Source organism: Streptosporangium sp. NPDC006007 (genome assembly GCF_040614315.1).
Lineage (GTDB): Bacteria > Actinomycetota > Actinomycetes > Streptosporangiales > Streptosporangiaceae > Streptosporangium.
Genome location: NZ_JBEXUG010000024.1, coordinates 44,976 through 64,891, shown reverse-complemented (window position 1 = coordinate 64,891; position 19,916 = coordinate 44,976). Strand labels below are relative to the sequence as shown.

Genomic DNA, 19,916 nt, shown 5'->3' with positions numbered 1-19,916 from the left:
ATCTGAACCCAGGGGCTGGCGTCGTTGTTGGTGTAACGGAAGATGTTCCCCCCGGCGTTGACACCCCACACGTTGCTCCTGGACCCGACCGAGATCCGGGTCAGGGCGCCGGAGATCTGAACCCAGTGATTCGAGCCCTGGTCCCCGGTGTAGCGGAAGATGTTCCCGCCGGAGTTGACGCCCCACACGGTGCCGTCGGAGGCCGCGCCGATGTCACTGAGGGCACCGGGGATCTGAACCCAGGGGCTGGCGTCGTTGTTGGTGTAACGGAAGATGTTCCCCCCGGCGTTGACACCCCACACGTTGCTCCTGGACCCGACCGAGATCGCCGCGAGACCTCCGGCGATGTTTTTCCACTGAGCCATATAGAGCTCATCCTTTCGTTTAGGAAAGAGATGACTCCGTTAAAAAGAGTCAAGCGAGACATTGCCATGCGAGCAGGAGCATTACAAGTAGTTGATACTCCATCGCAAAGCATGTATGGCACCTTTGATGCTCGCCCACCAAATGGGTGATTGACCCCATGAGATGGGGAATCGCCCGATCCATTCGGTAGCCCGCACGCCCGACTTGTGCACTTTCGATGGATTCCGAAACGACAGCCTTCGATGAGCAGACTCCAAAATGTCGGCCTCATCCAGGAAAATCCTGTCTCGCCTAAAATGCCAGGAACATCAACATGTGTAATTGTTAAACGACATTAAGCTCTGGAGAGAAGACGTGATCCCCGGTACGCCGGAAGCGGGACCGGGCAGCGACCGCACCCCGTAGACCTGTCCGACGCCCGCTGGGCGCTCATCGAGCCGGCGCCGAGCGCTTGGCGCGGACCGGGCCGTGGCCCTGAGCGACTCGGCTCGCCGGATAGGGCTCGATAGAGGATGGATGGGGGATGGATGCCGCACCGTTTTACGTTCCGGACATGAGCACTCCGATCTTTGCGCTTTGTGATGAGTACGTCACCCGCTGGGCGGCGCTCGATCCGATCGCGGCGGGCGCCGAGGGCATCGTGTCCGAGTTCGTCGCCGCCACCGACCACAGCCCGGCCGGGAGCGCCGCCCGGGCGGAGCTGATCCGCGCGACCCTGGGCCGCCTCGACGCGATGGTCCCCGCCGGGGAGCCGGACATCCGGGCGGGCGCCCACCTGCGGGAGCGGCTGGAGGCCGAACTCGCCTGGCACGACCTGGGCGAACCGCTCCGCTGGGTGGCCGCGCCTTTCGGGCTGCCCTACCGGGTGCGGTCCAGCGTCGTCCTTCTCCCGCACGGCTGCGACGACGAGTGGCGCGATGTCGCCGCCCGTCTCGCGGCGATCCCCACCATGCTCGCCGGCTGGCGGGAGAGTCTGGAGGCGGGCCTGGAGGCGGGCCTGCGGGGCGCCCGCAGGCAGGCGCTGGCCATGGCCGACCAGTCCGATCAGTTCGCCGGTTCGGGTGACACCCCTCCGGCGCACGACGCATTCGTCGCCACCTACGGCGAGGGCCCGGTCAGGGATGAGCTGATCAGGTCGGCGGCCGCGGCCCACGCCGCCTACGCCGACGCCGCGCGCTACCTGCGCGAGGAGTACGCGCCCAGGGCGGCCGAGGTGGACGCGGTGGGGCCCGAGCGCTACGCGGTCGCGGCCAGGATCAGCCTGGGCGCCGACATCGACCTGCGTGAGGCGTACGAGTGGGGCTGGGCCGAACTGGAGCGCATCGAGGCCGAGACGGCCGCCGAGGTCGAGCGGATCAAACCGGGCGCGACCATCGAGGAGGCGACCGAGATCCTCAACGAGACCCAGTCCGTCGGCTCCGTCGAGGAGTACCAGGCCTGGCTGCAAGAACGCCACGACTGGGCGATCAAGCGGCTGCACGGCACCCACTTCGACATCCCGGCACCGGTACGGCGCATCGAGGCCGAGGTCGACGTGAGCTCCACCTCCGGCGCGGCCTCCTACAACTCGCCCAGCGAGGACCTGGTCCGGCCGGGCCGTACCCTGTGGCCGGTCGGCGGGCGGACCCGGTTCGCCACCTGGAGCGAGCTGACCACGATCTTCCACGAGGGTGTGCCCGGTCATCACCTGCAGTACGGTGCCATGCGCGTGGCCGGGGACAGCCTGTCCAGGTTCGCCAGGGTCTCCTGGGTGGACGGCCACGGCGAGGGCTGGGGCCTGTACGCCGAGCGGTTCGCCGACGAGCTGGGCTGGTTCACCGACCCCGGCACCCGGCTGGGCATGCTCAACTGGTCGGCACTGCGCGCCGCCCGGGTGGTCATCGACCTCGGCGTCCACCTCGGCCTGCCGCTCCCCGACGGTTCCAGGTGGACCTTCGAGACGGCCTGCGAGGTGCTGCGTGAGCGCGGTCGCTGCGAACCGCACCGGGTCCGCTCCGAAGTGGTGCGCTACTTCGGCTGGCCCGCCCAGGCCATCGCCTACAAGCTGGGGGAACGGGCCTGGCTGGAGGCTCGCGAGGAGGCCAGGCGGCGCCAGGGCGGCGCCTTCGACCTGCGCGCCTGGCACACCGCCGCCCTGGAGCTCGGCCCCGTCGGCCTGGCCGGCCTGGCCGAGGCGCTGCGCCGGATCGGCTGACCGCCTGATCCGGCTCCCCCGGCGCCGGGACTCAGCCGCACCGCGAGGTGTTCGAGGGACGCGGCCTCCCCGGCTCCCTCGACGCCGGGACCCGGTACTCGGACTCAGCACCCGGCCTCGATGCTCGGGGCTCGGACTCAGCGCTTGGGCCCGGTACTCGGACTCACCGCTCGGATCGCGTGATGAGGGGGCCGGCCAGTTGCGCGCGCACCCGCCCCGCGATCGTCGGCGGCATCGTGCCGACCAGCTTGAGCGCCTCCTCCGAGGCGCTCCGCGCGGCCTCCGCCTCGCCGGCGACGCCGTACGCCTCGCTGAGCATCACCAGGACGCGGACCTCGTAGAGCGGTGCGTCGATCTTGCGGAACAGGCCGAGTGCCTGGTGGAGGCGGCCGACGGCCTCCTCGATCAGGCCGGAGGCCAGGGCGAGCTCGCCGAACCCGAGCACGACCCTCGCCTCGGCGAGCCGCTCCCCCACGGTGCTCGCCAGCTCCAGGGCGCGGCGGAGCGTGAGACCGGCCTCGGCGAACTCGCCCCGGCGCAACTGGGCCACGCCCAGGCCGTGCAGGGCGTACACCTCTCCGGTCGGATCCCCGATGTCGCGCACGGTGGTGAGCGTCCGGTCGAACGCCTCGACGGCCAGCGACGGCTCGCCCGAGCGGAGGTGGGTCTCGCCCAGCCGGTGCAGGACCTGCGCCTCCACCCGCCGGCTGCCACCGACCCTGCTGAGTTCCAGCGCCTCGCCCAGCAGCCGCTTGGCCTCGTCGAGATCTTCGCAGTCCAGCCTGATCTGGGCCATGCTGTGCAGCACGTAGGCGGAGGCGACCTGGTCGCCGGTCCTCCGGAAGATGGCCAGCGCGCGCTCGTAGCGTTCCGTGGCGTCGTCGAGCCGGCCGCTCATGCGGTCCAGGAAGGCGATGTTACGGATGACGAGAGCCACTCCGGGATCGTCTCCCGCCTCCCGGAACAGCTCCGCCGCCGCCTCGAAGTCGCGGCGCGCGTCGCCGAACCGCTGCTCGGCGATGTACAGCGAGCCGATCGAGTAGAGCATCGCCGCCTGCCCGCGGCAGTCCCCGGCCCGCCGGGCGGCGGCCAGGGCGACCTGGTGGGTCTCCCGCCAGTCGTCGAAGTAGATCCTCGACTCGAACAGTGTCACCGCGCTGAGCGCCAGATCCCAGCAGAGCTCGACGAATCCCGCCTGGGCCGCCTGGCGGATGCCCGCGACCAGCGTCAGCCGTTCGCGTTCGTACCAGTGCAGGGGGGCCATGACCAGCCGCTCGACCAGCCGTCCGGGCAGCGGCCAGCGCGGGGCGTCGCTGTGGACCTGTACGTAGTCGCCGCCGTACTCGCGGCGGTGCGCCTCCGCGGTGAGGAAGAGCAGGCCGCCGAGCACCCGCTCCAGCGCGGCGTTGCGATCCGCGACCGCCTCCTCGGCGGCGAGACGCTCGCGGGCGAACACGCGTATCAGGTCGTGGAAGCGGTACTGGCTGTGCACGCCGTACCCGGCGTCCGTCGTCTCGATCAGCTGGGTGTCGGCCAGGTCGTCGAGCAGGTCCTGCGCGTCGGCGGGGTCGCGGTCGAGCAGCGCCGCCGCGACCCAGCCGGAGAAGTGCCGGAACTCCAGGATGGCCAGCCGCCTGAACAGCCTCCGCGCGTCCTCGCTGACGCTCTCGTAGGTCAGGGAGATGCTCACCCGGATCCCCAGGTCTCCGTGTTTGAGCTCGTCGAGCCTGCGGGTCTCGTCCTCAAGCCGCCCCGCCAGCTGCTCGATCGTCCAGTGCGGGCGGGCCGCGAGCCTGGCGCCCGCGATACGCAGCGCCAGCGGAAGGTGGCCGCAGAGTTTCGCCAGCGCGGCCGCGGACTCCTGCTCGGCCCGCACCCGTTCGACGCCCGCGATACGGGAGAGCAGGTCCACAGACTGCCGGGAGTCGAAGACGTCCACGTCGAAGTGGATCGCCCCGGGAAGACCGGCGAGCCGGATTCTGCTGGTGATTATCACGGCGGCCTCGGGGTTGCCCGGAAGCAGGGGCAGCACCTGGCTCTCGCTGCCGGCGTCGTCCAGGACGACCAGAACCTTCCGCCCGGCGAGCAGCGCGCGGTACATCTCCGCCCGCTCGTCCACCCCGTCGGGTATCGCGGTGCCCGGCACGCCCAGCGCCCGGAGGAAACGCTCCAGCACCTGCCCGGAGCCGAGCGGGCGGGACTCTCCCCCGTGCAGGTCCGCGTACAGCTGGCCGTCCTCGTAGCGGCCGGCGACACTGTGGGAGACGTGCACCGCGATCGTGGACTTGCCGATCCCCGGTTTGCCGGCGACGGCGATGACCGGTACGGCGAACCGCAGCCGGTCCTCCGCGGCGAAGGTGAGCCGGCGGCGGATGTCGTCGACCAGTTTGATCCGGCCGGTGAAGTCCGCGATGTCGGTGGGGAGCAGCCGGGGAACGGCCCGGCGGACGGCCGGGGCCTCCTCCGTCTTCTCCTGGCGCCGCGGTTGCTGCCGCGGCGGCAGGTCGAGGCTCTCGTCAGAGCTGAGGATCGCGTATTCCAGCTGCTGCAGGCTCTCGTTGGGCTCGATGCCCAACTCCTCGATCATCGTCTGGCGGGCGCGGCGGTACACCGTCAGCGCCTCCGCCTGACGGCCGGAACGGTAGAGGGCGAGCATCAGCTGGCCGCGCAGCCGTTCCCTGAGCGGGTGCTCCTCGACGAGCTCGCTGAGCTCGCCCACCAGCTCGTGATGTCTGCCGAGCTCAAGTTCCAGCTCGATGCAGTCCTCGCTCGCGGTGATCCGGCGCTCGGTCAGCCTGCCCATCGCCGTCTGTACCAGCCGGCTCTCCTGGCCGTCGAGAGCGGAGCCCCGCCAGAGGGAGAGCGCGTCCCGGTAGTGCCCGACGGCCTCCTCCAACCGGCGGCCCTCGCGGGCTCCGCGGGCCTGGCTCAGCAGGTTCTCGAAGCTCTGGGAGTCGAGTTGGCCGTCGACGACCCGCAGGGTGTACCCCTGGGAGTGGGTCGCGATGACGTCGGGGCTGCCGTGGGCGGTGAACAGCCGGCGCAGCGCGGAGACGCATATCTGCACCTGCGCGCGCGAGGTGGTGGGGAGGTCGTCACCGTAGATAGCGTCGGTCAGCCGCCCGATGGTGACCAGGCGGTTGGCCTCCAGAAGAAGGCAGGCGAGGACTACCTGCTGCCGGGGCGCTCCCAGGTCGAGCCTTTGGGCACCGACAACGACCTCCAGAGGACCGAGAATCCGATACTCCACCCGCATCTCCCCACAGAAATCGCGGCCTGTCTAGAAATTCACCGCACGTTTTAGCGTAAGAGAGACATCAGGCGTCTAACCCTTGCATAAACAGACAAAAAGGATGTTAATTGGCCAACCCTTGGCATCTTAAACATATAGCCCAACGATCACAAGGAGTGGCCTTATGTGCATGAACCACTACCCCCTCGGTGATCATACAACGTCATCGGGGGGAGGGGGCAGGGGGTTTGTACGGACTTGGCGGTACTCTGCGATGAGGTTCATGGGGTTGGTGACAGTCGGCTGATCGATGGAAGACCGTCAAACGCGTCGTGACATCGCCGGATGTTGTGGTAGGCCATCCGTGCCCGCGGCCAGTCGGACACCGTCGGTGATCACACACTCGCTCCCGTGGATGCGCGTGAACGGAGAAGGCGGCGCGCACGGAGAAGGCGGATCCCGGGGAAAAAGCCACACCGCTCCAAACCCGCCTCCCGATCCGCCCGAAGCGGACTCGCCAGATCCCCGCCAAGGATCGGCTCCGTGAAAAACGGTCCCGGTCCGCCTCGCGTTCACCGGACGGACCGGCGGGACGGAGAAGCGGCCGGGCCTCGTACGGCTCCGGCCGCTCCGGCGGACCACCTCGTCCCGGCGGTCGCCGAGGACGGAGGGCGCAGGTCAGCCCCAGGGGGTGTTGCCGCCGGCGACCACCACGACCTTCGGCTCTCCCCCGGCCACGGCCGAGGAGGCGAGGCCGGCGGTGAGACCAAGGCATCCGAGGGCGGCGAAGAGGGCAATGCGCCGAAGGACGTTCACACGGGTGAAGCTCCACATTTTCTGTACCTCTTTGTCGTGTCTTGGCGGCTGTTCATTGCCGTTCGCCTGACTGCTTCGCCAACCTATGGACTCCCCCCATCCACCCCTTATCGGATCTCTTCTGATTCGGTATCCGGCCAGCTCATCGCCGAGGTTTCCGCCACGGCGGCCGATGAATAGCCGGGCGAAGGCGAACCGATAACGCTCCGGTGGAACCTGGTGGGACCGAGGCCGGGCGATACCGTTCACGCGGCCCCGCATCAGACAGATGGGGCTTCTCACCATGAGCATCGCCACGCAGGCACTTGACGGCGTCTACGGCCGATCCGCGGCCGGTGTCCGAGTTCGCCTGGAGCGAGCCGCGGGCACCGACTGGCAGCCGGTCTCCGAGGCGGAGACCGACGTCAACGGAAACGTGAAGGAATGGGCGGACGAGTGCATGGAGCGGGGGCTCTACCGGCTCGTGCTCGCCACCGACTACTATTTCGCCGGACTCGGCATGACCGTGCCCTACCCCGAGATCACGGTCGTGTTCCGGATGCACGACGAGCGCACGCCATATCACATCCAGGTAGTGCTGACACCCCACTCGTATTCAACGTATTTCGGCATCCGCGGTTGATGGAGTCCGTTCTCCCGAGAGAAGCGATCATGCCTGTTCAGCAATCGGCGGAACTCAGTTCCCACACCCCGGGCGCGCCCGAGGCCACGCCCTCGGTCGTCGCCCGCTGCCTGAGCCACTTCCACCTGGAGGTCGACGGGCAGCCCGTGTCGCACTGGCGCGCGGGCAAGGCCAGAGCCCTGTTCCAATACCTCCTGGTCAACCGCGGGCGGCTCGTGCACCGGGACCGGCTGTATGAGGTGCTGTGGCCGGAAAGGGGCGACCGCAACTCCAGCTCCCTCAAGGTGGCCGTGCACGCCGTACGGCGGGTGCTCACCGAGTTCCAGGACCGGGACGGCTTCACCCTGCTCCACCAGGATCGCGGCTACCTGCTGCGGACGGACGGCGCGTGGGTGGACATCGAGGAGTTCGAGCGGGCCTTCGAGCGGGGCCGGGCCGCGTGGGACGCCAAGGACCACGACGGCGCCATCGCGTGGTTCCAGCGCACCGCCGACCTGTACACCGGGGACTTCCTCACCGGCGAGACCGGTGACTGGATCAACGAACAGCGGCAGTGGACGCGGAGCACCGCCCTGCGCGCCCTGGCGGTGCTGCGCACCGAGTCGCTGGAGCGCGAGGACTGGCCGGCCGCGATGCACTGGTGCCGGCGGACCATCGAGATCGACCCCTACCACGAGGCCACCTATCAGACCCTGATGATGATGCACGGCGAGCTCGGTGAGCTCGGCCGCGCCCTGAGCTGGTACGAGCTCTGCCGTCACCGGTTGTGCAACGACCTCGGCATCGAGCCGGGCGAACGCACCGAGCGGCTGCTCGCCGCGCTCATGCGAGGCCAGAGCCGGCCGCCCGTGACCGGCCCGCGACCACGATGACCCCGGACCGGAAGGCGTGAACCCGCACTTGGAAGTCCACCCTCGGCAGATCCCGCCGGGCCGGTGCCCCGACCTGGCGCGGCTGCGCGCGGCGGTCGGCGAGTTCGCCGGGTACACCTCGGCCGACAGGTCCTGGGAACGGCTGCTGCTGACGACCGGGCCGTGGATCGATCCAGCGCTCCCGGCCCACCGCCGGGCGCTGCTGGTCTGGCTGAACGCCTGGGGCTGCCGGCTGCGCTACCCGCGCGACGGCGAGCACGACGTCTTCTCCGCGGAGACCGCCGGATGGTGGGCCCGCCGGCACGACCACCTGCCCGGCCGGGACACCACGCTCGCGCGCCTGACCGACGCCCAGATCGATCTGCTGGGCGAGTGCTACGCGGACCTCTCGGCGATGCCGGCGACGCCCGGGACCAGGCCCCGCCGGCTGGGACCGACCGCGGCGACCAAGCTGCTGCACGCGCTCCGCCCGGACGCGCTGATGCCCTGGGACGCCGCCATCGCCGACGCCCTGCACGGAGCCCGCACGGCCGCCGCCTACCGCGCCCATCTGCGACTGGGCCGGCAGTGGGCGCGGCGCCTCCTCGCGGAGACCGGTCTGGGCGAGGAGGCGCTGGCGGTGGAACTGGGCCGGCCGGGCCGGCCGCTGGCGAAGATGCTGGACGACTACTGCTATCTGGCGTTCACCGCAGCGACCTGACCAGGCTCCGGGCGGCCGTGCGGCTCGCGGCGAGCACGGTCTTCCCCGCGCCGCCGCTCCCCCCGGTGAAGGTGTAGATCCCCCTCGCCAGGGGGCGCAGCGACAGGCCGCCCGTGGGGTGGTAGCACTCGACGGCCGCGACGGCCTTGACCTCGCCAGCGGGCGGCCGGTATCCGATCCGCGACGCGGCGACGTCCAGGATCCTGCTGGTGAGGGTGGGGTCGGCCGGTGCGGTTCCAGGAGTGATGTCCCATCTGTCGGTGGGCAGCCCGAGCAGGACGCGTCCCTCGGCGTACGCCCTGCCGTACAGGCCGGACGTCTCGTCGACGAACGCGCTGGGGCCCGTCCCGACGGACGGTCCGAGCACGTACTGGATCGCCTTGGTGCGCAGCCCCGCGTCCGACAGGCCGGTGCGCGCGAGGAGGCTCTGGGTCCAGGCCCCGGCCGCCACCACGACGGCGTCGAACCTGGCCGGGACGCCGCCGGCCGGCCGGACCTCGCCGTCACGGGTGACCGCGTCGACCTGCCCGTCGACCACAGACGCCCCCGACCGGGCGAGTTCGACCAGAAGCCGGTCGCGCAACGCGTTCGGCGAGACGTAGCCGGCACGCTTCTCGACGACGGCCACGCTCTCCTCGGGCAGCCCGCGGAACGTGCCGCGGGCGCTGAGATCCTCGGCGGTGAGCACGGAGATCGAGCCGGGTATGCGGCTCCGCACCAGCTCCACCAGCCCCGCGGTGCCCGGCCCCAGTCCCGGGAGCAGGTACACCGATCCGGTCTCCCGGTAGGACGCCCACTCCCGCAGCGCGGGGCTCGACTGGAGCTCGGCCAGGCTGTCGGCGGCCTCCAGGCAGAGTGCCGGGTCGGGCTCGAAGGCCCTGGTCAGTCCGCCGGAGGCGGCGCTGGCGTCGGCCCACCGGTGCGGTTCCCCGGTGAACAGGTGGACGGCGCCCCCCTTGACGACCTCGCACAGGCGCCAGGCCAGCATGGCTCCGGCGATCCCGCCGCCCACAACGGCGATTCTCGGCATCTCACATCTTCCGTTCATGCCGCCGAGGCCGCCGGCTGCCGCGGCTCCTCGGAGCGGTCGGGGGCCCGCATGCCGATCAGCCCGGCCACCGTCGCCACCGCGGAGATCAGGGCCGCCCAGAGCCATACCGAGCGGCCGACCTGGAACCACACCAGGGTGCCGATCACGGGCCCGATCGCGGTGCCGAGGCCGAAGACGCTCTGCATGGCGCCGATGTACCGGCCGCGCAGCCGTTCGGGGCCCGCCATCGCCGGGTAGGCGAAGACCGTGGGGCCGCCGATGATCTCCGAGAGCGTCCAGACCAGGGTGCCGACCATGAACCAGATCGGGAGCGGGGAGATCGCGTAGATCGCGTAGCCGACCGAGACGAGGCCGAGGCCGAGGAACGCGGTCAGCCGGATCGGCCACCGCTGCACGACCTTCGTCATCGCCAGCTCACAGGTGATGACGATGAAGCCGTTCAGTGAGACGGCCGCGCCGTACCACCACAGGCTGATCCCCGCGGCGGAGATGTCCAGCGGGAGGGTGGCGGTGTACTGGCAGTAGACGGCGGAGGTGAGCAGCATCGCGAGCAGATAGGTGCTGTAGCGCCAGTCGGCGAGCACCGCGAGGTACCCGGAGCGGCCCCGCGGCGCCGGCTCCGCCGCCGCCTCGCTCTCCTCCTTGACGCCCGCCGCGCGCCGGGGCAGCGCGAACATCGCGATCACGCCGAAGGTCAGCGCCGCGACGGCCTCGCCCCAGAAGAGCGCGTTGTAGGAGAGGGTGAGCAGCGCGGCGCCGATCAGCGGGGCCGCGGTCATGCCCAGGTTCAGCCCCAGCCGGTACATCGCCGTGATCATCACCAGCCGGTGCCTCGGCGTCAGCTCGGTGAGCAGCGTCTGGGCCGCCGGCCGGTAGAACTGGCTGACCGTGCTGACGCCGAAGACGGCCACGAGCAGCAGCGCGTAGGAGGGGGCGTAGAGGATGGACACGATCAGCAGCGCCGATCCGGCCATGCTGATCAGCGTGACCGTCCGGGTGCCGAGGCGGTCGGAGAGCGACCCGCCGGCCAGCGAGCCCACCACCGCGCCGCCGCCGTACACGCCCAGCGCGAGCCCGGCCTGGGTGGCGGAGAAGCCCCGGTCGGTCAGGAAGAGCACCAGGTAGATCTGGATGAACGCGGCGAGCTTGTTGATGAAGACACCGACGAGCAACGCCTTGACGGCGAGCGGGCTCTCTCTCAGAGTGACGAGCACACCGTTATCCGGTTCGCCCACGGTGGCTGTCTCCTCGTCGTCGGCAACGATGGTCAAGGTCTTACCTTCACTTTCAGGTTGGCCTCGGCCGCGTCCAGCGCGGCCCGGCACTCGTCGGCGGTCGGGGAGAGCGCGACGGCATAGGCGATGCGCCCCCACAGGGTGCCCTTGGGCGGCGGCGAGACGACCGCCCCCGGGGCGGCCACCGGGACCGCCCGGTCGATCGCCGGGGGCAGGGCGGCCTCGTCGAACTCGATCGACTCGATCGTGGTGTCGTCCTCGGCGACGTAGAAGAAGCGCACCCCGCCCACGAGCTTGCGCGCGGGGACGAGCGCGGGCGGACGGCCGCAGGCCACCGCGGCCGCCGCCAGACCGGGGTCGACTCCGGTGGTGAGCAGCCCGAGGTAGGGGATCATGTCCCCGCCCAGGCGCCCGTTCACCTCGATGACCCGCAGCCCCCGGGAGGAGAGCTTGATCTCGGTGTGGGTGAATCCGTCGGTGAACCCGAGCGCGGTGTGCGTGTCCTGCAGGACCCGGCGGAACTCCGGGTCGTCCAGGAGCCCGTCCTGGGCGTCGACGAAGTGACCCACCTCCTCGCAGTACGGCTCGTAGCCGAGGATCTTCCTGCCGACGAAGAGCGGGGTCACCACACCGCCCTGGACGACGGCGTCGACGCTCACCTCCGGGCCGTCGGCGAACTCCTCGACCAGCACGGGGATTTCGAACGTCGCCCCGTCGGGGACGGTCAGCCCGCTGACGAAGGCGAACCTCTCCGCCAGCTCCAGCGGATCCTCCACCTTGATGACGCCCAGGCTGCCGCCGAGGCCGCGCGGCTTGAGGACGGCCGGGTAGCCGACCTCCTCGGCGGCGCGCAGGGCCTGGTCGACCGTGGCGACCGCCAGCGACCTGGGCTGCGGCACGCCCAGCGCGTCGAGCGCGACGCGGGTGAGGTGTTTGTCGCGGCAGCGCCGTACCATCTCGGGGTCGCCGCCCGGCAGGCCGAGGGCCTGGGAGACGTACGAGGCGGCCAGGATCCTGGCCTCGTCCCAGCAGAGCACCCCGTGCACCGGCTCGCGGGCGGCCAGCTCCAGCGCCACGGCCGCCATCGCGGGGCCGTCGGTCGTGTCGCCCACCACGGTCCAGCCGGTGACGTACTCCCGTTCCCAGCCGGGGTCGGCGGTCACGAGGAGGTGAATGCGGTACTCGGTGGCGATCGAGCGCAGCAGGTACTCGCGGTAGTGCCGCATTCCCGTCGCGACCACGACAAGCAGCGGTCTGGTGTCCACGGTCATCTCACGCCTCCTTGGCGGTGGTCACGAGTTCCCTGCCGGTTTCCCCGCCGGGTTTTTCGCCGCTCTCCCCGCCGGTGGACTGCAGGGCGTCGAAGAACTCCTCGCGGGCGGCCTCCTCCTCGGTCGGGGCGATCCGGGAGGCCGCGAAGCGGAGCAGGGGCGGCGCCATCATCGAGGTCACGACCGCGACCAGGACGATGACCGTGTAGGACGCCGTGGTGAGCACGCCCAGCCGGAGCCCCACCATCGCGATGATCACTTCGATCACGCCGCGGGAGTTGAGGCCGGCCCCCAGCGCGAGGGCCTCCCAGCGGCTGCGCCGCGCGATGCGCGCCCCGAGGTAGGCGCCGGCGAACTTGGCGATGACGGCGACGGCCAGCACCACGATCCCCGCCACGAGCACGGGTGGCCTGCTCAGCTCGGTCAGGTCCATCCGCAGGCCAGCCGTCGCGAAGAAGATCGGGGCGAGCACCGCGGCGACGAACGCCTGCAGGGGGGCCAGTTTGGCGACCTTCAGGTCGGGCGAGGAGCCGACGAGCGCGCCGCAGACGAAGGCGCCCAGGATGGCCTCGAACCCCATGGCCTGGGTGGCCGCGGCGGAGAGCAGGAGCATGACCGTCACCGCGGCGATCGTGGTGAGGTTCCCCGCGCCGCGGTCCGCGGCGCGCAGCACCGCGGCGACCGCCCGGCGTCCGGCGAGGATCGCCACCAGCACGAGCGCGGCGAGCAGCGCGACCGCGGTCACCGCGGCCTGCCCGGTGCGCGCCCCGGCGGTGGCGAGCGCGGAGACCACCGACAGGAGCAGCCAGCCCACCACGTCGTCGATGACCGCGGCGCTCAGGATGAGCTGGCCGATGTCCCGGTGGAGCAGGCGCATCTCCATCAGCACCTTGGCGATGACGGGGATGGCGCTGACGCAGAGCGCGACCCCGAAGAAGAGGGCGAAGACCGTATGGTCGACGCCGTCGGCGATCATCTCGGCGGGGGCCAGGAACCCGATCCCGGTGCCGAGGACCAGCGGGACGAGCAGTCCGGCGCCGCTGATCCAGCCGGCCGACCTGCCCTGGCGCCTGATGAAGCCGAGGTCCAGATGCATGCCGGTCAGGCCCACCAGCAGCAGGACGCCGAGCTGGCCGACCGCGTCGATCATGTGGAATCTGGCCGGGTCGCCGGGCAGCAGCCACGCGGACAGGCCGGGCGCGACGTTGGCGAGCAGCGAGGGGCCGATCAGGATGCCCGCGCAGAGTTCCCCCAGCAGCGCGGGCAGCCCGAAACGGACGGAGAACCGGCCGAGGACGGTTGCCAGGCCGAGGAGCAGCCCGAGCTGGAGGAGGAAGACCATGAGGTTGTGCGCGGGGATGACGGCGACCGGCGCCGCGGCGAACACCACGGGCTCACTCGCCCTTTTCCACGTAGTACCAGTTCTCCGGGCTGATCATTCCGAAGGGGTTGATCGGCTCGAAGCCCCGCAGGTCGTTGGCCACCTCGAACAGCCGCAGCGAGAAGTTGGGGATGAAGATGACCGGGACCTGCTCGGCGATGTAGTCCTGGTACTCGTACAGCGCGGTCAGGTCGTCGCTGGTCACCGTGCGGGCGACGAGCTCGTCGGTCCTCGGGTCGGTGTAGTGGCCGAAGTTGCCGCCGGCGTCGGTCTTGAACAGGATCTCGCCGCTCGGGTAGTGGTACACCCAGCCGCCGCCCCAGGTGCTCAGCTCCCACAGGCAGGGGCTGTCCGGTCCGGGGACGCAGGGGGCGTCCTCCGCGACCAGGACCGAGCCGTAGACCTCCTGCAACCGCAGTTCGACGCCTGCCTTGGCCGCGTCGTCGCGGAACTGCTCCATCAGCCGGGTGAGCGCGGGGCGGCCCTCGGCGTATCTGAGGGAGAAGCTGAGCCTGGTGCCGCCGGGGATGCCCGCGCCGGCCTGACCGGGGCCCTCGCCGGGGTTGACGCAGACCGCCGGCGTCGTGCCGGTGTCCCAGCCGTTCTCCTCCAGCAGCCCGCGGGCGCGGTCGGGGTCGAAGGGCAGGGTCGGCGCGCCCCGCAGGGAGGGCGAGACCAGGTCGCTCACCGGGTAGCGGGGCACCGGGCCGTCCTGCCGGTAGGCGTAGCCCTGGTAGATGTCGCGGGCCGCCCGGTCCTGGTCGAGCGTGTGCTGCATCGCCTGCCTGATGTAGGTCTGGGCGAGCATCTTCCCGGCGACGGTCGGGTTGTTGTAGTTGAGCGGGATGTACCGGATGCAGAAGGCCGCCTGCGGGACCAGCGTGTAGTGCTCGCCCAGCGGGTTGGGCCCGCCCTTGGTGGGGTCGTCGGTCGGCTCGGTGCTGAAGCTCAGCGGCAGGTAGCCGACCTGGATGGCGTCGGGGCCGTCCGGCCCGTCCAGCAGCCTCTGGTACTCCTCGCCGTCGGACATGAACGGGACCTGCCGGAACTCGTCCAGGTGGGGCTTGTTCGGGCCGGAGTAGTGCTCGTTGGGGACGAAGGTGACGACGCCCTCCATGGTGTAGCTCTTCAGCCTCCACGGGCCGCTGACCACGCTCCACACCGGGCTGTCGGCCCAGTGCACGCGGTCGGAGTTGTCCTCCTCGACGACACCGCCGTTCTCGGCCATCAGGAAGTCGTAGACCGCGGCCACGTTCTCCAGCCCGGCGGAGGCGTCGGACGGCCCGTCGGCGGTACGGTCCCACGCCTTGGGCATCGGGGTGATGGTGCTGAGCTGGTTCATCAGCACCCAGCGCTTGGAGTAGACCTTGTCGAAGGTGAAGTAGACCTTGTCCTCGGCGAGCTTCCCGTAGGAGACCAGGTTGTCCGGGAAGTAGCCGGGGACGTACTCGCCGTACCGCTCGCCCTTGACGGCCATCATGTTCACCCAGAACAGCACGTTGTCCGCGCAGATCGTCTCGCCGTTGGACCACTTCCAGGGCTTGACGGTGACGGTGACGGTCAGGCCGTCCTCGCTCCACTCCGGTGGCTCGCCGATGCTGAGGTCGTAGTCGACCTCCGGCGTGCCGTGCGTGCCGAAGAAGTAGAGGGGCCGGTACATCAGGATCTGGAACTCAAGCAGGTTGCGGGTGCCGAAACGCTCCGGCGGGGTGAAGGGAAAGATGATGGACGGGGGGAATCCGGGCGCGCAGGCCCAGGTCACGGTGCCGCCCTTGACCGGCTTGAGCGGCTTGTCCACGCTGGACGGGGCGATGGTGTTCAGAGTCATGATTGGCCCTTGGTCGTCTGGCTGAGCTCTTCGAGCAGGGAGACACCGACTTCGGCGTGCTCGCCGTACCGCTCCCACGTCTCGTGGAGGAGGATGCGGCCGTCGGGGAGCACCTCGGGGGTGCTGCGGCAGTGACCCGACACGATGGCGCCGGTGTCGAGGACCATGCAGTAGGCGAAGTCGAGGGTGCCGTCGGGGGCGCAGACCCCGGTGAGCGTCCCCCGGCGGGCGTGCCCGCCGGAGAACTCGCCCCACAGGAGGTTCCCGTCCTGCCGGTACAGCGCGACCGGGTACTCCTCGCCGGCGGGCACACCCGCCGAGGTGAAGCGGCGTCCGTCATAGTCGATCATCAGTGGCCCGGCCTCAGCTCAAGGGTGCAGCACTTGGCGCTGCCACCGGATTTCAGCAACTCGGAGAGCTCGACGCCGATGGGCTCGTAGCCGCGCTCGCGCAGCTCGTCCATCAGGTGGGTGGCCGCGGGCGGCAGCAGGACGTGGCGGCCGTCGGAGACGGCGTTCAGCCCGAACACCTCGGCGTCGGCCTCGGTGGCGATGATCGCGTCGGGGTACAGGGCGCGCAGGACGCCCTGGCTCTCCTCGGCGAAGGCGCCGGGGTAGTACATGATCTGGTCGTCGTCGAGCACGGCCAGCGCGGTGTCGAGGTGGTAGAAGCGCGGGTCCACCAGGCGGAGCCCTGCCACGGGCATCCCGAAGAACCTCTCCGCCTCGCCGTGCGAGCGGACGTCGGTACGGAAGCCGGTGCCCGCCAGCAGGTACCGGCCGGCGTGGAGGTAGTCGCCCTCGCCCTCGTTGACGTGGACCGCCTCATGGGTCTCGTAACCTCGGGCGCGGAACCACTCCAGGTAGGCGGGGCCCTCCGCGGCCCGCTCCGGATGCCGGAACCTGGCGGAGAGCACCTTCCCGTCGATGACCGTTGCGCCGTTGGCGGCGAACACCATGTCGGGGTAGCCGGGCAGGGGTTCGATGAACTCCACCTGGTGGCCGAGCGACCGGAAGACGCGCAGCAGGCCCTCCCACTGGAACCGGGCCAGTGTGCCGTCGACCGGTCTGTCCGGGTGCATCCAGGGGTTGATGGAGTAGACGACGTCGAAGTGGGTGGGCGGGCACATCAGGTAGCGGCGGGTGCGGGCGACGCGCTGAACGCGCGGCGCCGCCCCAGCTGCCGGCTGGGTCACGGCAGTTCTCCGTCCTGGACGAGATCGACGTTGATCTTGGAGGCGTAGTCGAGCATCGTCGCCCTGGCGTCCTCCAGCGAGGTGCCGGTGGTGCCGAGGAAGCCGAGGATGCTGTTGCCCTCCGGCGGGCGCCGGACGACGTCCCCGGCCTTGGCGGTGATCTTGAGGAAGAAGACCCGCTCCGACTCGCCGACCTCGGCCGGCACGTCGATCGAGGTGATGCGGCCGGCGTCGCAGAGCAGGCACATCGCGGTGACGTGAACACCGGTCGGCCGGTAGTGGCGCACCCGCGGCCTGGCGCCGCGCGCCACGTCCACGACCGCGCGGATCGGGGAGTGCTCGGCGGTGATCTGCGCGATGAGGTCCAGGCCGCCGCCGCCGGGCCGGATCGCGATCTCCAGCAGGTACGGCTCGCCCCGGTGGAAGCGGACCTCGGCGTGCATCACGCTGCGCCGCAGCCCCTGGGCGTGCGCGCCGGCCGTGACCACCCGGTGGACCAGCGCCACCTGCTCCGGGGTGAGCGAGGTCGGCGCGTGGTGCACATCGTCGTCGAAGGTGCCGCCCTCGACGGTGATCCGGTCCACGATCGAGCCGAGGTAGACCTCACCGTCCCAGGCCACGGCCTCGATCAGGAACTCCTCACCGTCGAGGAACGACTCCACCAGCAGGCCGTGCGGGCCGAGGTCGAGGCCGTGCGCCTCCATCTCGAACCACGACATCCCCTCGATGCCCGCGAGGGCCCGTGGGAACAGCTCGGCCATCTCCTCCCTGTCGTCGATCTTGAATACGAAGTTGCTGGCGGCGCCCAGGGTGGGCTTGAGGATGACCGGGTACCCGAAGTCCTCCGCGGCCCCGAACGCCTCCCGCAGGTCGGTGACGAGGCGGAAATCCGGATGCGGCGCGCCGTGCGCGCGGTGCGCCTCACGCATCAGCAGCTTGTTGCGGCTGGTCCTGGCCGCCTCGACGCCCACACCCGGCAGGCCGAGCGCCTCCGCGACGGCCGCGACCGTGGTCACGGCGGACTCGGAGAAGGTGATGATCCCGTCGAAGCGCTCCTGCTCGTGCCATGCCTTGGCCTCGGTGATGAGGTCGTCGATCCGCTGGGAGCCCGCGACACGGTAGCGGTCGGCCGGCCAGAAGTCCGGGGTGCCGACCCCGTTGAGCACGTAGAGCTCGGCACCGAGATCCTGGACCTGCTGGTAGCGGGACTGGTAGTAGGTGGCGTTCTGCCTGGCCTCCAGGGCGAGTAACCTCATCGGACATCCTCGGGCAGGCGCGGGAGCAGGAAGGCGTCGATCGTCTCGGCGCCGGTGCCGAGGGTGAGCTCGACGCCCGCCGCCTCGGCCTCCGCCGCGACGTCGATCAGAATGGGCGCGGCACAGGCCAGGAGGGTTCGCACCTCCAGCAGGAGGTCGCCGATCTCGGCGCGCTCGGCGGTCAGCAACCTGCCGAGCTGGGTGACGATGCCCTCCGCCGCCCTGGTCAGGCTGAAGGAGGTGAGGTCGTAGCAGAGCCGGAACCTCTCGACGATCACCGCCGCCCGCCGGCGGCCGTCGTCGGTGACCTTGAGCTCCTCACCCGGCTGGGCGACGGCGGCCTCGACGCGGTCGGCGAGCTCGTTCCACGGCCCTCGCAGCCGCCGGGTGGTGACCCTGTCGAGCCCCTCCCTGGTGAAGTTGGCCCGCTGGTCCTCGGGAGAGGTGAGCGCGAGATAGAAACGGACGAGGTCGCGCGGCACCTCGGCGACCAGGTCGGCGCCGCGTATCAGGTGGTTGCGGCTGGTGGAGAACTTCTCGTTCTCCAGCTCGTAGAACTCGTTGCAGACGTTGGCGTCGGGGGTGATGTAGCGCCCGCCGTGGGCGAGCAGCATGACCAGGTCGAGCATTCCCCAGGAGTAGACGTTGTCGAATCCGTGGAAGTAGACCAGGCGGTTGCCGCTCTCGGCCCGCCAGGCCAGGTCGACCGGGCCCTCGGGCTCGCCGGCCGCCTTCCAGGTGCTGTGGATCGAGGCGGGCATCGCCTCGATCCAGGGGTAGAGGATCTGGCCGGGGGTCTCGGCGAACGGGGCCTCGATACCCCACCCCGGTGACGGCACCGTGATCGGGATCTCGGGGAGCGGACGGGCCAGGATCTCCCGGATGAGCTGCCTGCTGTGCTGCCTCCAGGTGCTCTCCCTGGCGGCGTAGTAGGCGGTGAGCTCCTCCCGGTAGCTCTCGGCGGGCAGGACCAGGACGGTGACCTCACGCGAGGTCACCGGGTCCGCGGGGTCGAGGACCGAGCGCGGGTCGCCGAGGTCGTCGAAGTGGTTGGGGTGGCCGCAGCCCTCGCAGGACCCGCCGCAGCTCTCGGCCAGGCAGGCCGGGCACTCGCCCTTGACCAGCCCGTCGAACAGGTGGACCCCGGCGTTTCGCGCGTACGGCATGCGCACCGTGCGGAGCTCGAAGCGGCCCTCCCGGTAGAGGGTGGTGACGAAGTCGAGCACGGTCCGCCGGTAGGCGTCGTCGACGGGTGGCAGCGGGGCCAGGGAGATGCCCATGGCCTCGATCGACCGCCGGATGCGGGCGGTGGACGTCGCGCACAGCTCGGCGGGCGTCGTACCGCGCGTACGCGCGGTCGAGATCATGTAGGACTGGCTGTCGTCGGTACAGGTGGCGTAGGTCACCGGACGTCCGTCGGCGCGCAGGTAGCGGGCGTAGACGTCACCGGCCAGGTAGGGGCCCGCCATGTGGCCGACGTGCAGGTCGCCGTTGGGTGTCGGGGTCGCGGCGATCACGATCGTCCCCGTCATCCCTCCTCCAGGTGACGGGTCTCGAACGTGCGGGTCATCTCGTGGTCCCACCAGATGCCGTACATCTCGAAGTCGGCGGTGCCCTCGTTGACGACCCGGTGGTCGGTGCCGGGCGGGAAGTAGGCGATGTCCCCGGCGGCGAAGCGGGAGCGCGCGCCCTCGCTCTCCAGGACCGCCTCACCGGAGATCGCGATGAAGATCTCGTACTCGTGGTGGGCGTGCCGGGTCGAGGCGGTACCTGGCCGGATGACGCACCAGGCTCCCTCGAACGGGGCCTTCATCGTGTCCCAGGGCAGCAGCCGCTTGGCGAGCAGGCCGTTGTCCGGACGGAGCTGGGCAGGGTCATAGGGACGGAGGTCCACGTG

General features: G+C 70.5%; 17 protein-coding genes. 4 read left to right on the top strand and 13 right to left on the bottom strand.

Features of this window, described 5'->3' with window-relative positions; translation table 11 throughout:
- Positions 1-365 (bottom strand): tectonin domain-containing protein (locus ABZ194_RS19570; protein ID WP_355598115.1); only part of this gene is annotated, 365 nt, incomplete at its 3' end.
- A 554-nt stretch (positions 366-919) separates the two neighbouring features.
- On the opposite strand from ABZ194_RS19570, the gene ABZ194_RS19565 reads away from it, so the two are divergent.
- Positions 920-2,560, top strand: a complete 1,641-nt coding sequence (locus tag ABZ194_RS19565) for a DUF885 domain-containing protein (RefSeq protein ID WP_355598113.1) — start codon at positions 920-922, stop codon at positions 2,558-2,560.
- A 163-nt stretch (positions 2,561-2,723) separates the two neighbouring features.
- Here the strand turns inward: ABZ194_RS19565 and ABZ194_RS19560 are convergent, their stop codons facing one another.
- Together ABZ194_RS19560 and ABZ194_RS19555 are read right to left on the bottom strand one after the other, a co-directional pair.
- Complete coding sequence (locus tag ABZ194_RS19560; protein WP_355598111.1) at positions 2,724-5,810, bottom strand: BTAD domain-containing putative transcriptional regulator; 3,087 nt, start codon at positions 5,808-5,810, stop codon at positions 2,724-2,726.
- 660 nt (positions 5,811-6,470) lie between these two features.
- Complete coding sequence (locus ABZ194_RS19555; RefSeq protein ID WP_355598109.1) at positions 6,471-6,608, bottom strand: hypothetical protein; 138 nt, start codon at positions 6,606-6,608, stop codon at positions 6,471-6,473.
- 283 nt (positions 6,609-6,891) lie between these two features.
- On the opposite strand from ABZ194_RS19555, the gene ABZ194_RS19550 reads away from it, so the two are divergent.
- Genes ABZ194_RS19550 through ABZ194_RS19540 form a run of 3 tightly spaced genes read left to right on the top strand, consistent with a single transcriptional unit; the run spans position 6,892 to position 8,802 of the window.
- Positions 6,892-7,230, top strand: coding sequence for a hydroxyisourate hydrolase (locus tag ABZ194_RS19550; RefSeq protein WP_355598107.1), 339 nt, complete (start codon positions 6,892-6,894; stop codon positions 7,228-7,230).
- A 29-nt stretch (positions 7,231-7,259) separates the two neighbouring features.
- On the top strand, positions 7,260-8,102 hold the full coding sequence (locus ABZ194_RS19545) for a BTAD domain-containing putative transcriptional regulator (protein ID WP_355598105.1): 843 nt from the start codon (positions 7,260-7,262) through the stop codon (positions 8,100-8,102).
- Positions 8,103-8,130: 28 nt separating this feature from the next.
- Complete coding sequence (locus ABZ194_RS19540) at positions 8,131-8,802, top strand: hypothetical protein (RefSeq protein ID WP_355598103.1); 672 nt, start codon at positions 8,131-8,133, stop codon at positions 8,800-8,802.
- Here ABZ194_RS19540 and ABZ194_RS19535 read toward each other — a convergent pair.
- Genes ABZ194_RS19535 through ABZ194_RS19490 form a run of 10 tightly spaced genes read right to left on the bottom strand, consistent with a single transcriptional unit; the run spans position 8,786 to position 19,913 of the window.
- A complete protein-coding gene (locus ABZ194_RS19535; RefSeq protein ID WP_355598101.1) occupies positions 8,786-9,832 on the bottom strand; it encodes an FAD-dependent oxidoreductase in 1,047 nt (348 codons plus the stop codon). The two genes, ABZ194_RS19540 and ABZ194_RS19535, sit on opposite strands and share 17 nt — an antisense overlap.
- 14 nt (positions 9,833-9,846) lie before the next feature.
- Positions 9,847-11,124, bottom strand: a complete 1,278-nt coding sequence (locus tag ABZ194_RS19530) for an MFS transporter (protein ID WP_355598100.1) — start codon at positions 11,122-11,124, stop codon at positions 9,847-9,849.
- A complete protein-coding gene (locus ABZ194_RS19525) occupies positions 11,121-12,359 on the bottom strand; it encodes an ATP-grasp domain-containing protein (RefSeq protein ID WP_355598098.1) in 1,239 nt (412 codons plus the stop codon). Before ABZ194_RS19525 ends, ABZ194_RS19530 begins: the two co-directional genes overlap by 4 nt.
- 1 nt (position 12,360) lies before the next feature.
- Entirely contained in the window at positions 12,361-13,746 is a 1,386-nt protein-coding gene (locus tag ABZ194_RS19520) for a cation:proton antiporter (protein ID WP_355598096.1), read from the bottom strand.
- A gap of 7 nt (positions 13,747-13,753) precedes the next feature.
- Complete coding sequence (locus ABZ194_RS19515; protein WP_355598095.1) at positions 13,754-15,568, bottom strand: ABC transporter substrate-binding protein; 1,815 nt, start codon at positions 15,566-15,568, stop codon at positions 13,754-13,756.
- Positions 15,565-15,918, bottom strand: a complete 354-nt coding sequence (locus ABZ194_RS19510; protein WP_355598093.1) for a hypothetical protein — start codon at positions 15,916-15,918, stop codon at positions 15,565-15,567. The genes ABZ194_RS19515 and ABZ194_RS19510 overlap by 4 nt, the downstream gene beginning before the upstream one ends.
- Positions 15,918-16,763, bottom strand: coding sequence for a dimethylargininase (ddaH, locus tag ABZ194_RS19505; protein ID WP_355598091.1), 846 nt, complete (start codon positions 16,761-16,763; stop codon positions 15,918-15,920). Before ddaH ends, ABZ194_RS19510 begins: the two co-directional genes overlap by 1 nt.
- Positions 16,760-18,019, bottom strand: a complete 1,260-nt coding sequence (locus ABZ194_RS19500) for an ATP-grasp domain-containing protein (protein ID WP_355598089.1) — start codon at positions 18,017-18,019, stop codon at positions 16,760-16,762. The genes ddaH and ABZ194_RS19500 overlap by 4 nt, the downstream gene beginning before the upstream one ends.
- Complete coding sequence (locus ABZ194_RS19495; protein ID WP_355598087.1) at positions 18,016-19,551, bottom strand: class I tRNA ligase family protein; 1,536 nt, start codon at positions 19,549-19,551, stop codon at positions 18,016-18,018. The genes ABZ194_RS19500 and ABZ194_RS19495 overlap by 4 nt, the downstream gene beginning before the upstream one ends.
- Complete coding sequence (locus ABZ194_RS19490; protein ID WP_355598085.1) at positions 19,548-19,913, bottom strand: cupin domain-containing protein; 366 nt, start codon at positions 19,911-19,913, stop codon at positions 19,548-19,550. Before ABZ194_RS19490 ends, ABZ194_RS19495 begins: the two co-directional genes overlap by 4 nt.
- Positions 19,914-19,916 lie beyond the last annotated feature (3 nt).